Source organism: Pseudomonas sp. ASL9, from assembly GCF_056680335.1.
The window spans coordinates 2,680,499-2,691,615 of the sequence record NZ_CM155277.1 but is presented as its reverse complement, the minus strand read 5'-3'; the positions used below and the strand labels follow the sequence as shown (position 1 = coordinate 2,691,615).

The following is an 11,117-nucleotide window of genomic DNA, read 5'->3' as shown; positions in this document are numbered from 1 at the left end:
ATGAGCCGAATAGCGCTTTTATTCGGCTCACACGTTTCAGGACGCCCATGAACGAACCCACCGACTGGATCTGGCAGCAATCCGACTGGCCGCATTTCACGTGGCAGGTTGATCGGCTGGCGCCGTTGTTGCGGAGTTGTTCTCAGGCTCAGGGGCGGTTGCTGGGGATGATCGGTGCCGCGGGAGTAGATGCCAGCGCGCAGACCGAACTGGATACGTTGCTGCAGAACATCATTACCTCATCGGCCATTGAAGGTGAGCAGTTGAACGCAGGATCGGTACGCTCTTCTCTGGCGCGGCGTCTGGGTTTGGTGGGGGATCAGCGGGTCAGTCAACGCAGCGAGGGGCTGGCTGAGCTGATGCTCGATGCCACCCGGCAACATCTGCTGCCCTTGACTCTGGAGCGTGTATTGCATTGGCATACGCTGCTCTTTCCTGAGGGAGAAACGGTGCTGGGGCATGGCATCCGCGTCGGCACCTTGCGCGGCGAAGAGGCGATGCAAGTGGTGTCTGGAAGGCTGGATCGGCCGACCGTGCATTTTGAGGCGCCACCGCGAACCGGGCTGGACGCGCAGCTCACCCGTTTTTTCGAGTGGTTCAACAGCAGCCGCGCAGACGCCAGTCTTGACCCTTTGTTGCGAGCGGGCATCGCGCATTTCTGGTTCGTAACCTTGCACCCGTTTGATGATGGAAATGGTCGCCTGACGCGCGCGATTACTGACCTCGCTTTAGCTCAAGACGAAGATCAGGCCATCCGCTTTTATGCGATGTCGGCAAGCATCCTCGGTGCGCGGCAATCCTACTACCGCATTCTCGAAGACAGTCAGAAGGCCACGCTGGATATCACGCCATGGCTGGAATGGTTTCTGCAGATTCTGCTGCATACGCTGGAGCAGGCGATAAAACGCATTGATCGAGTGTTGGCCAAAGCCCGCTATTGGCAGCAACATCGCGAGGACGGGCTTTCTGCGGAGCAAATTAAAGTGCTCAACCGTTTACTCGACGGGGATGTATTGGTTGATAAACCTGGCGCGGGTTTCGACGCGGGCATTAGCGCTGCGCAGTATCAGGCCGTTGCGAAAGTGAGTAAGGCCACCGCCACCCGGCATCTCAGTGATCTGTTGGAAAAAGGCTGTCTGGAGAAACTCCCGGGCGGCGGGCGTAGCACTCGGTATCAGATCAACTGGGCGGGATCCCTGTAGGAGCGAATTTATTCGCGAAGAGGCCAGCACATTCAACATTATCGGTGCCTGAGCCGATGCCTTCGCGAATGAATTCGCTCCCACGGTACGAGGCAAGGAAGAGATCAGCGTTTGGCTGAAATCATTACTCCAGCCGTAACGATTTCGTCCGTTGCTTGATTGATGCGCTTCACCATTCGCTCATAAGGTGGCTCACGACAGCGAAAACGCGTGGAGTGAGCATGACAACAATAAATACACCCGATCCGCGCTGGTCGCGTCGGCGCAGCGAAAAGCAGCGGCGACTCGAGCAGGTGCGGTCTCTCGCCGATGGCGTGGTATTGCCGACTGATAACATCGTCGCCGCGCTGGAAGCCTTGTTGGCCCCCGGTGACCGTGTGGTGCTGGAAGGCAACAACCAGAAGCAGGCGGATTTTCTTTCCCGTTCCCTGGCCAAAGTCGATCCAGCCAAGCTGCATGACCTGCACATGATCATGCCCAGCGTCGGCCGGTCCGAGCACCTGGATCTGTTCGAACGCGGCATCGCCCGCAAGCTGGATTTTTCCTTCGCGGGCACGCAAAGCCTGCGCATCAGCCAGTTGCTGGAAGATGGCTTGCTGGAAATCGGCGCCATCCATACCTATATCGAGCTTTACTCACGCCTGGTGGTCGATCTGATCCCCAACGTAGTGTTGGCGGCCGGCTTCATGGCGGATCGTGCCGGTAACATTTACACCGGCCCCAGCACCGAAGACACGCCCGCACTGGTCGAACCGGCAGCGTTCAGCGATGGCATCGTGATCTTCCAGGTCAATCAGTTGGTGGACGATGTCAGCGACCTGCCGCGGGTCGACATTCCAGCGTCCTGGGTCGACTTCGTGGTGGTGGCTGATCAGCCGTTTTACATCGAGCCACTGTTCACCCGCGACCCGCGCCACATCAAGCCGGTACATGTGTTGATGGCGATGATGGCGATTCGCGGCATTTATGAAAAACACAATGTGCAGTCGCTGAACCACGGCATCGGTTTCAACACGGCCGCCATTGAGCTGATTTTGCCCACCTACGGCGAGTCCCTGGGGCTGAAAGGCAAAATCTGCCGCAACTGGACCCTCAACCCGCACCCAACGCTGATTCCGGCCATCGAAAGTGGCTGGGTCGAAAGCATCCATTGCTTCGGCACTGAGTTGGGCATGGAAAACTACATCGCGGCGCGCCCGGACGTGTTCTTTACCGGGCGTGACGGCTCGCTGCGCTCCAACCGGATGATCTGCCAATTGGCTGGTCAGTACGCGGTGGACCTGTTTATCGGCGCGACGTTGCAAGTGGATGGCGATGGCCATTCCTCGACCGTTACCCGTGGGCGCCTGGCCGGTTTCGGCGGCGCACCGAACATGGGCCACGACCCGCACGGCCGCCGCCATGCGACCCCGGCCTGGCTGGACATGCGTCAGCAGACCGGCGATGGCCCGGCCGCCTACCTTGAACGCGGCAAGAAGCTGGTGGTGCAGATGGTCGAAACCTTCCAGGAAGGCGGCAAACCGACCTTCGTCGAGACCTTGGACGCGATCGACGTGGCGAAAAAAAGCGGCATGCCACTGGCGCCGATCATGATTTACGGCGATGACGTCACACACTTGCTCACTGAAGAGGGCATTGCTTACCTGTACAAGGCGCGGACCCTGGAAGAGCGCCAGGCGATGATCGCGGCGGTAGCGGGCGTCACTGCCATTGGCATGCGTCACAACCCCAAAGACACCGCGCGGATGCGTCGCGAAGGCTTGATCGCCTTGCCTGAAGATTTGGGCATCCGCCGCACCGATGCCAGCCGCGAATTGCTGGCCGCGAAAAGCGTTGCCGATCTGGTCGAGTGGTCCGGCGGCCTCTACAACCCGCCCGCCCAATTCAGGAGCTGGTGATGCGCGCACTCAACCTGCAACCTGTCGTTGTTTCGTTGGCCGACCGCTTGGCTGACCTGGCCGTGGATGCGCTGATCGATGAAGCAGAGCTGTCGCCGAAACCGGCGTTGGTCGACCGTCGCGGCAGCGGCGCGCATCAGGATCTGCACTTGGGCTTAATGCACGCTTCAGCGCTGTCATTGTGGCCTGCGTTCAAGCACATGGCCGAAGCCGCCCTTGAGTTTGGCGTCGTAGGTCAGCCACTGCGCGAAGCCGTGGGCCGTATCGGTCGTGAAGGTGAAGTGGCGATGCTGCACACCACCGGAGGCGTGAACACCCATCGCGGGGCGATCTGGGCTTTGGGCCTGCTGGTGGCGGCAGTGGCGCTGGAACCGGGCCATTGCACGGCGGCGGGTGTGAGCCTGCGGGCAGCGAAACTGGCGTTGATCGATGACCGCCACTCGCCGTTGCAGAACAGCCACGGCGCCAAAGTCGCCCAGCGTTATGGCGCACGCGGCGCTCGGGAGCAGGCGCAGCTAGGCTTCCCGGCAGTGACGCAACACGGTTTGCCCCAGTTGCAACGCAGTCGCGCCGCTGGGCACGGCGAACAGAACGCTCGACTCGATGCGCTGCTGGCGATCATGACCACCCTGGCCGACACCTGCGTGCTGTACCGCGCCGGTCAACCCGGTCTTGAAGCCATGCAACTCGGCGCGCAGAAGGTTCTGGATGCCGGTGGCAGTGCCAGCCTCGGCGGTCGGCGTTGCCTGCATGAACTGGATCAACAGCTGTTGAGCCTGAACGCATCGCCCGGTGGCGCTGCGGACTTGCTCGCTGCTTGCCTGTTTATCGATAGCCTTGAGCCTGGGCTCGGCGATCAATCGAGGAATTTTTGATCATGGAAACCCTGTCTTTTGAATTCCCTGCCGGGCAACCGCCCCTGAGGCGCGCGTTGGTGGGTTGTGTCGGTTCGGGTGATCTGGAAGCCCTGCTTGAGCCGGGTCAGCCGGGCAAGCTATCGATACAGGTCGTGACGTCAGTCAACGGCAGTGCCGCCCGTTGGCAGCACTTGTTCGAGCGCATGTTCGACGGGCAATTGCCGCCAGCGCTGTCCATCGATATTCATGATTTCGGCGCGACACCGGGTGTGGTGCGGTTGCGTCTGGAGCAAGGTTTCGAGGAGATCGGCCATGACTGACAACGCCCGTTTATTGAGTCAGCACAGCTTTGTCGAACTCAATGCTCGCCAGCGTGCCCGTGCGCTACTGGATGCCGGCAGCTTTCGTGAGTTGCTCGACCCCTTCGCTCGCATGATGTCGCCCTGGTTGGCCAAGCAAGGCGTTGTGCCGCAGGCCGACGATGGCGTAGTGATTGCCAAGGGCTCTATCGGCGGTTTGCCCGTGGTCATCGCAGCCATTGAAGGCGCGTTTCAGGGTGGCAGCCTCGGCGAAGTCGGCGGCGCCAAGATTGCAGGGGCGCTGGAGCTGGCAGCTGAAGACAACCGAAACGGCATTCCAACCGCCGCCGTGTTGCTTCTGGAAACCGGCGGTGTGCGCCTGCAAGAAGCCAACCTGGGGCTGGCGGCGATTGCCGATATCCATGCGGCGATTGTCGATCTGCGCCGGTACCAGCCCGTGATCGGTGTGATTGCCGGCAGCGTTGGCTGCTTCGGCGGGATGTCCATCGCGGCGGGTTTGTGCAGCTATTTGTTAGTGACTCGCGAGGCGCGTCTGGGTTTGAACGGACCACAGGTGATTGAGCAGGAAGCGGGCATCGAAGAGTACGACTCGCGCAACCGGCCTTTTATCTGGAGCCTGACCGGAGGTGAGCAACGTTTCGCCAGCGGCTTGGCGGACGGTTTTGCGATCGACGATGTGACGAGCATTCAGCGCCAGGTCGATACCTGGCTTATGCAGGGTTTGCCTGAACAGCAACGCAGCGGTCAATACACGCTGTTTCTGCAGCGCCTGGCGCAGCTGGATACAACGCCACAAATCGATCCACAGACGGTGCGTACCCTTTATCAAGGAGAACAGCCATGAGCGAGTACTCGAAACGTGGCTTAAATTGGTTTTTGGCCCTGAGTGGCGCAGCGTCTGAGATCGCGGGTTTACCGGCCTCGCTCAAAGTGGCCGACGGCGTGCTGGGCGATCAACCGGTGCGTTTTCTGGCGGTGGTCGCTGATCCTGAAAACCGTTTCCCTCGGGCGCGCAACGGCGAAGTCGGGTTGCTCGAAGGCTGGGGTTTGGCCAAGGCGGTGGACGACGCCATAACGCTGGATCAGCGCAGTGAGCACAAACGCGCCTTGATCGTCATCGTTGATGTGCCGAGCCAGGCGTACGGTCGACGCGAAGAAGCGTTGGGCATTCATCAAGCCCTCGCCGGTGCGGTGGACAGCTATGCGCGTGCGCGTCTGGCGGGGCATCCGGTGATAGCTCTGCTGGTGGGCAAGGCCATGTCCGGTGCATTTCTGGCCCACGGTTATCAGGCCAACCGCCTGATTGCCCTGCGCGATCCCGGCGTGATGGTGCATGCGATGGGCAAGGCTTCAGCCGCTCGCGTCACCCTGCGTACGGTTGAAGAGCTGGAAAAACTGGCCGCCAACGTGCCGCCGATGGCCTACGACATCGACAGTTACGCGACCCTCGGCCTGCTGTGGGAGAGCCTGTCCGTCAGCCAGATCGAGCAACCGACCGCGCAAGACATCGATCATGTTCAGGCGTGCCTGGCGCGGGCGATCAAGGACGTGCAGGCGACCGGCACTGACCTGAGCAGTCGCCTGGGTGCGAGCAATCGTGCGGCGTCTGCCAAGGTGCGTGAATTGCTGCGGGCGCAGTGGTAAATGAACGCCCTTGTCGCTGTGCGGCCCCACGACTTGCTCTGGGGTTTGCCTGTGTATGCGCTGGCTGACGATGCGCCGAGTTGGGTCGCCGAGGTGTTGAGCCTTGGCCATCCGGTGGTGGTGCGTCGCGCGGTGTGCGCGGCGGATCAGATCGCGGTCGGTGTTCGCGGTCAGCAGCGTGAGCAGCGCTACGCCACGCTGATCAAGTGCACTGATGTTCAGCGGCAGGTGCAGCCGGAGCAACTCATTCATGGGGAGAACAAAGGCGGTCGCGACTGGCCGGCACTGCGAGCATTGCGTCAGATTCGGCCGCTGATGGAGGACCTGGGGCTGGTGTGGGGCATTAGCGGCAGCGCTGGTTTTGAACTGGCCAGTGGGTTTGCTGCGCTGCATCGTGACAGCGACCTTGATTTGATTCTGCGCACGCCACAGTTTTTCAGTCGCGAGCAGGCGGCCGATCTGGTCCGCGTATTGGATGCGGCAACGGTGCGGACGGGCTGCCGGATCGATCTGCAATTACAAACCCCTCGCGGTGGCGTGGCCTTGCGCGAGTGGGCCGGTGCGGCGCGGCAAGTACTGCTCAAAACCTCTGAGGGCGCGTGCCTGCTCAGCGATCCTTGGCGGTTGACCGAGTACGCCGCATGAGCAGCCTCATGGTGTTTCCTGGCCAGGGCGCGCAACAGCCGCAGATGCTGCATCGCTTGCCGGATGAAGCGCTGGTCCGCGATTGCCTGCGCCAAGCCAGCGACGAACTGGGTGAAGAGGTACTGGCACTCGATTCGGTCGAAGCCCTGGCCGATAGCCGTGCCGTGCAGTTGTGTTTATTGATTGCCGGCGTGGCCTGTGCCCGCGTGCTGATCGAACGCGCAAGTGCCCCCGACTATGTGGCGGGTCTGTCTATCGGCGCCTATCCAGCGGCGGTGATCGCAGGGTCGTTGGCGTTTGGCGATGCGGTGCGTCTGGTGGCCTTGCGCGGCGAACTGATGCAGAGCGCTTATCCTCATGGTTACGGCATGACCGCAATCATGGGGCTGGATCAGGCCGCCGTCGAAGCGCTGATCGAGCAGGTTCACAGCCCTGTCACGCCGGTTTATCTGGCCAACATCAATGCTGATAACCAGTTGGTGATCGCGGGCAGCGAGGGTGCGATGGCAGCGGTCGCCGAGCGTGCGAAAAACAACGGTGCTTCGGCGGTCAAGCGCTTGGCGGTCAGCGTGCCATCCCATTGTGCTTTGCTGGAGCAACCTGCCGCAGCGTTGGCCGAGGCCTTTGCCAAGGTGTCGATGCAGGCACCGACCCTGCGCTATCTCAGCGGCAGTACTGCGCGGTTGGTGCTGACCGCCGACAAAGTGCGCGACGACCTGGCGTTCAACATGTGCCGGGTGATCGATTGGCGCGGCACCGTGCAAAGTGCGTATGAGCGCGGCGTACGCCTACAGATCGAGTTACCGCCAGGCACCGTGTTGACGGGCCTGGCCAGAAAAGTGTTCGAACAAGGAGCGGCAGTCGCCTTTCAAGGGGCTCGCCTGGATACGCTGAGTGCGCTGCTGCGAGAGGAGGACACCCGCAACCCTTAGACCGAGTGGCTGCTGCGAAGGATAAAAACAACAACTTCGGCAACGCAATTTGAGGATAAAAATAATGATTATTTATGGTGTGGCCTTACTGGCCATCTGTACCCTGGCAGGCGTCATTCTCGGCGATATGTTCGGCGTGCTGCTGGGCGTTAAATCCAATGTGGGCGGGGTCGGTATTGCAATGATTCTGTTGATCTGTGCCCGCTTGTGGATGCAGAAACGCGGCGGCATGACCAAGGATTGCGAATTGGGCGTGGGTTTTTGGGGCGCCATGTACATCCCTGTGGTGGTCGCCATGGCCGCGCAACAGAACGTAGTCGCCGCCTTGCATGGCGGACCGGTTGCCATATTGGCGGCCATTGGCTCGGTGGTGGTTTGTGCGTGTGCTATTGCGCTGATCAGCCGAATCAACAGAGGTGAACCGTTGCCCAAGGAAGAAGAGCCTTCGGGCATCCTGCCTGTTGCGACATCGACTACGACCCCTGTAGGGGGGCGATGATATGTGGCCTCTACTTGCGAAAGACCTCGGCCAATATGGTCTGGTAACCGCGTTCGCCTTCGTTGGCATCGTGATGTGGATTTCCGTTGTTATCTCAAAGCGCCTGACGTTTGGTCGCATTCACGGTTCGGCGATCGCCATTGTGATCGGTCTGGTTCTGGCGTGGGTCGGTGGCACCATGACCGGCGGCGAGAAAGGTCTGGCGGACATCACGTTATTTTCAGGGGTCGGGCTGATGGGCGGCGCCATGTTGCGTGACTTCGCCATCGTCGCTACGGCGTTCGAAGTGCAAGCCAGTGAAGCGCGCAAGGCCGGATTGATAGGGATCGTTGCCTTGCTGTTAGGCACCACACTGCCGTTCATTGTTGGCGCGAGCATCGCCTGGATGTTCGGTTATCGCGACGCGATCAGCATGACCACCATCGGCGCAGGTGCGGTGACTTACATCGTCGGGCCGGTCACTGGGGCTGCCATTGGCGCCAGCTCCGATGTGATGGCGTTGTCTATTGCCACCGGCTTGATCAAAGCGATTCTGGTGATGGTGGGCACACCGATGGCCGCACGCTGGATGGGCCTGGATAATCCTCGCTCGGCGATGGTGTTCGGCGGCCTGGCTGGCACGGTCAGCGGTGTGACCGCAGGCCTGGCCGCGACGGACCGTCGGCTGGTGCCTTACGGCGCCCTGACCGCCACCTTCCATACCGGGCTCGGCTGCCTATTGGGGCCGTCGGTGTTGTACTTCATCGTGCGCGGGATTATGGGGTAGTCGATCAAGCCATTCGCAGCGGAACTGTTCCCACAGATTGCATATCACCTGTGGGAGCAGGCTTGCAACTACGCGTCCCGCTGCGAAGCTTTTCAGGATTCAGGATTCAGGCTGTGAATGCCGATTCGCGTACATCCGGCATTCGGCCACCAATGCCAGCAGGTTGGGGTCGCGTTCCTTCGATTTGAGGAACACGACACCAATGTGCTGCTGCATTCGATAGCGCGCTTGCAACGGGATCAGGCGCACCCGGTTTTCGTAGACCGCAGCCACTCGCCCTGGCAGCAATGCATAGCCGACCCCGGAGCTGACCATGCTCAGCAGGGTAAATATGTCGTTGACCTGCATCGCCACCTTTGGCTCGAAGCCCGCCTGCTGAAACACCCGAACCCCGTCCTGATGGGTCGCGAAACCCTGTGTCAGGGTAATGAACGTCGCTTCGCGCAGGTCGCTCAAGTCCACCTCGCTTTGTTTTGAAAACGGCGACTCTGCGGGCACTGCGAGGAAAATATCGTCGGAAAACAGCGGCAGCTGTTCGCAGTCCGGATCGCTGACGCTTTCATTGAGCGACACCAGAATCGCGTCCACTTCCATGTTCTTCAGTTTGTAGAACAGGTCGATATTGGAGCCCAGAATCAAATCGATGTTCAGCTCGCTGCGACGCAGTTTCAGCCCCATGATCAGCTGCGGGACCGTCTTGATCGTCAGCGAGTACAGTGAGCCCAACTTGAATCGTGCCGCTGAAAACCCTGCGGCCTGGCGAGTCAACTCCACGGTGGCGACCACGTCCTGAATCAGCTTCTGCGCGCGCTCTTCCAGTACGTAAGCGCTTTCCAGTGGCGTCAGGTTGCGTCCTTCATGCTTGAACAGCGGACAGCGCAGGGCACTTTCCAGTGAATGGATGGCCCGATGCACACTGACATTGCTGGTCTGCAACTCCACCGCCGCCCGCGCCAGGTTGCCGGTACGCATAAACGCCAGAAAAATTTCCAGCTTCTTGAGGGTCAGTTCTTCGTCGATCAGCATGGTGGGCACTCTTATTCGAACAGAAAATTAAAACCAGTCGGCGCCGAGCAAGCCGCTGGTTAATCCTAGTGCCGTGCCGATCAGGATCAGCCAGATTGCGTTGATTCGGGAGAAATAGATGATCGCGGCACTCAAGAGGGTCAACGATACCTGCGCCCAGCCGTTTTTCATGCTTTTGATCAGCACGAACGAGGCCGCCAGAATCAGGCCGATGGTCACCGGCAATAGCGAGCGCTTGACCCGCTGTACCCATTGCCGATGCGCCTGACGCTCCAGCCAGGCGGCGCCGTAGTAAGTGATCATTGAGCAGGGCAGCAACTGGGAAACCATCACCGTCATCGCCCCCGGAATACCTGCCGCCTGTTGCCCGATAAATACCAGAAACATGCCGTTAGGCCCTGGTAACGCCTGGGCCATGGCAAAGAAGGCCACGAACTGCGCATCGGTCACCCAATGCGCTTGCATCACCGTATAGCGGTGAATATCGCTGATCGCCACGCTATTGCCGCCAATCGCCATCAGCGACCACAGCGCGCAGTTGAACATCAGTTGCAGGAGCACGGTCTGCATGGTGCCTCAGTTTCCGTCTTGATGGGCGCGCATGCTCGGCGTGAGAAAACTGAGCATCAGTGACAGCGGAATGCAGATCAGCAGCACCGTCCACAACGGCAAGACCAACAGCCCGGTCAGCACGAATGTGATGACGAACACCGCCACGGTGTGCACGTTGCGCGGCATGCCTTTCAACAACCGCAGGGTGGTGCCCAGCATCAACCCCGTGGCGATAGGCATCACCGCGCCGAAGACCTGCTGCACCGCGTACACATGCCACCACTTGGTGTAGGCAAAACCGGCCAGGATGGTGACGAATGTCGGGAACAGGTAAAGCCCGATGATAGAGACCCAGGCGCCTGCGAGCCCCTGTTGCCGGCTGCCGAAGATGATGCAGATGTTGCCGATGTTCGGTCCGGGGAAAAACTGGCCCGTGGTCAGTAATTCGGAAAACTCGGCGTCATCGACCCATTGGCGACGGTCTACCATCATCTGCCGTGCCCAAGGCATCACACCGCCAAAACCAAACAACCCAACCATGGCGAAGTTGAAAAACAACTGCCACAGCGTGGGGCGTATGCGGTTGGGTACTTCCATGGCGACTCCTGGAAAAAACGGGTGCGGCTCAAGCGTGGGTAGTGTGAGCGGTGGGTGGGCGATTGCTCCAGCGCTCATCGCACTTTTTTATGGGGCGGCGCTGTGCTGGATCTACGTTCCAGGCATTGCGCTTTTCGCGCATAACCCTGAGCCTTGCAGTCGTTGTGGGATTTTGAGGT

At 60.3% G+C, this 11,117-nt stretch carries 13 protein-coding genes; 10 read left to right on the top strand and 3 right to left on the bottom strand.

The genetic code is table 11. The annotated features are described in order from the left end of the window. Window positions 1-47: 47 nt before the first annotated feature. The 10 genes from AC1ME2_RS12395 (at window position 48) to madM (ending at window position 8,763) form a co-directional block, all read left to right on the top strand. Window positions 48-1,202, top strand: coding sequence for a Fic family protein (locus AC1ME2_RS12395; protein ID WP_480441511.1), 1,155 nt, complete (start codon window positions 48-50; stop codon window positions 1,200-1,202). Window positions 1,203-1,423: 221 nt separating this feature from the next. Next, window positions 1,424-3,100: a malonate decarboxylase subunit alpha gene (gene mdcA, locus AC1ME2_RS12390; protein WP_480441509.1), complete on the top strand. Its 1,677-nt coding sequence runs from the start codon at window positions 1,424-1,426 to the stop codon at window positions 3,098-3,100. Next, complete coding sequence (locus tag AC1ME2_RS12385) at window positions 3,100-3,975, top strand: triphosphoribosyl-dephospho-CoA synthase (RefSeq protein ID WP_480441507.1); 876 nt, start codon at window positions 3,100-3,102, stop codon at window positions 3,973-3,975. Before mdcA ends, AC1ME2_RS12385 begins: the two co-directional genes overlap by 1 nt. Window positions 3,976-3,977: 2 nt before the next feature. After that, window positions 3,978-4,277, top strand: coding sequence for a malonate decarboxylase subunit delta (locus tag AC1ME2_RS12380; protein ID WP_480441506.1), 300 nt, complete (start codon window positions 3,978-3,980; stop codon window positions 4,275-4,277). Continuing rightward, window positions 4,270-5,121, top strand: coding sequence for a biotin-independent malonate decarboxylase subunit beta (locus AC1ME2_RS12375; protein WP_480441504.1), 852 nt, complete (start codon window positions 4,270-4,272; stop codon window positions 5,119-5,121). The genes AC1ME2_RS12380 and AC1ME2_RS12375 overlap by 8 nt, the downstream gene beginning before the upstream one ends. After that, entirely contained in the window at window positions 5,118-5,921 is an 804-nt protein-coding gene (gene mdcE / locus AC1ME2_RS12370) for a biotin-independent malonate decarboxylase subunit gamma (protein ID WP_480441502.1), read from the top strand. Before AC1ME2_RS12375 ends, mdcE begins: the two co-directional genes overlap by 4 nt. Continuing rightward, entirely contained in the window at window positions 5,922-6,566 is a 645-nt protein-coding gene (locus AC1ME2_RS12365) for a malonate decarboxylase holo-ACP synthase (protein ID WP_480441501.1), read from the top strand. Then, the gene (mdcH, locus tag AC1ME2_RS12360) at window positions 6,563-7,498 is read left to right on the top strand and encodes a malonate decarboxylase subunit epsilon (protein ID WP_480441499.1); all 936 of its coding nucleotides are present in this window, start codon (window positions 6,563-6,565) and stop codon (window positions 7,496-7,498) included. Before AC1ME2_RS12365 ends, mdcH begins: the two co-directional genes overlap by 4 nt. 64 nt (window positions 7,499-7,562) lie before the next feature. Next, on the top strand, window positions 7,563-7,997 hold the full coding sequence (gene madL, locus AC1ME2_RS12355; RefSeq protein WP_480441498.1) for a malonate transporter subunit MadL: 435 nt from the start codon (window positions 7,563-7,565) through the stop codon (window positions 7,995-7,997). 1 nt (window position 7,998) lies between these two features. Beyond that, window positions 7,999-8,763, top strand: coding sequence for a malonate transporter subunit MadM (gene madM, locus AC1ME2_RS12350; protein WP_480441496.1), 765 nt, complete (start codon window positions 7,999-8,001; stop codon window positions 8,761-8,763). A 99-nt stretch (window positions 8,764-8,862) separates the two neighbouring features. Here madM and AC1ME2_RS12345 read toward each other — a convergent pair whose 3' ends face one another. From AC1ME2_RS12345 to AC1ME2_RS12335, 3 genes are read right to left on the bottom strand one after another with little or no spacing between them, the layout of a single operon-like run. Next, window positions 8,863-9,789, bottom strand: coding sequence for a LysR family transcriptional regulator (locus tag AC1ME2_RS12345; protein WP_480441495.1), 927 nt, complete (start codon window positions 9,787-9,789; stop codon window positions 8,863-8,865). A 27-nt stretch (window positions 9,790-9,816) separates the two neighbouring features. Then, entirely contained in the window at window positions 9,817-10,359 is a 543-nt protein-coding gene (locus tag AC1ME2_RS12340) for a chromate transporter (protein ID WP_480441493.1), read from the bottom strand. Between the two features lie 6 nt (window positions 10,360-10,365). Beyond that, window positions 10,366-10,938 (bottom strand): chromate transporter, encoded by a 573-nt coding sequence (locus AC1ME2_RS12335; protein ID WP_480441491.1) that lies wholly within the window; start codon window positions 10,936-10,938, stop codon window positions 10,366-10,368. Window positions 10,939-11,117 lie beyond the last annotated feature (179 nt).

What these genes read in the sequence shown, in the direction of transcription:
- AC1ME2_RS12395 (WP_480441511.1), top strand. Translation starts at nt 48, where the DNA reads ATGAACGAACCCACCGACTGGATCTGGCAGCAATCCGACTGGCCGCAT.
- mdcA (WP_480441509.1), top strand. Translation starts at nt 1,424, where the DNA reads ATGACAACAATAAATACACCCGATCCGCGCTGGTCGCGTCGGCGCAGC.
- AC1ME2_RS12385 (WP_480441507.1), top strand. Translation starts at nt 3,100, where the DNA reads ATGCGCGCACTCAACCTGCAACCTGTCGTTGTTTCGTTGGCCGACCGC.
- AC1ME2_RS12380 (WP_480441506.1), top strand. Translation starts at nt 3,978, where the DNA reads ATGGAAACCCTGTCTTTTGAATTCCCTGCCGGGCAACCGCCCCTGAGG.
- AC1ME2_RS12375 (WP_480441504.1), top strand. Translation starts at nt 4,270, where the DNA reads ATGACTGACAACGCCCGTTTATTGAGTCAGCACAGCTTTGTCGAACTC.
- mdcE (WP_480441502.1), top strand. Translation starts at nt 5,118, where the DNA reads ATGAGCGAGTACTCGAAACGTGGCTTAAATTGGTTTTTGGCCCTGAGT.
- AC1ME2_RS12365 (WP_480441501.1), top strand. Translation starts at nt 5,922, where the DNA reads ATGAACGCCCTTGTCGCTGTGCGGCCCCACGACTTGCTCTGGGGTTTG.
- mdcH (WP_480441499.1), top strand. Translation starts at nt 6,563, where the DNA reads ATGAGCAGCCTCATGGTGTTTCCTGGCCAGGGCGCGCAACAGCCGCAG.
- madL (WP_480441498.1), top strand. Translation starts at nt 7,563, where the DNA reads ATGATTATTTATGGTGTGGCCTTACTGGCCATCTGTACCCTGGCAGGC.
- madM (WP_480441496.1), top strand. Translation starts at nt 7,999, where the DNA reads ATGTGGCCTCTACTTGCGAAAGACCTCGGCCAATATGGTCTGGTAACC.
- AC1ME2_RS12345 (WP_480441495.1), bottom strand. Translation starts at nt 9,789, where the DNA reads ATGCTGATCGACGAAGAACTGACCCTCAAGAAGCTGGAAATTTTTCTG.
- AC1ME2_RS12340 (WP_480441493.1), bottom strand. Translation starts at nt 10,359, where the DNA reads ATGCAGACCGTGCTCCTGCAACTGATGTTCAACTGCGCGCTGTGGTCG.
- AC1ME2_RS12335 (WP_480441491.1), bottom strand. Translation starts at nt 10,938, where the DNA reads ATGGAAGTACCCAACCGCATACGCCCCACGCTGTGGCAGTTGTTTTTC.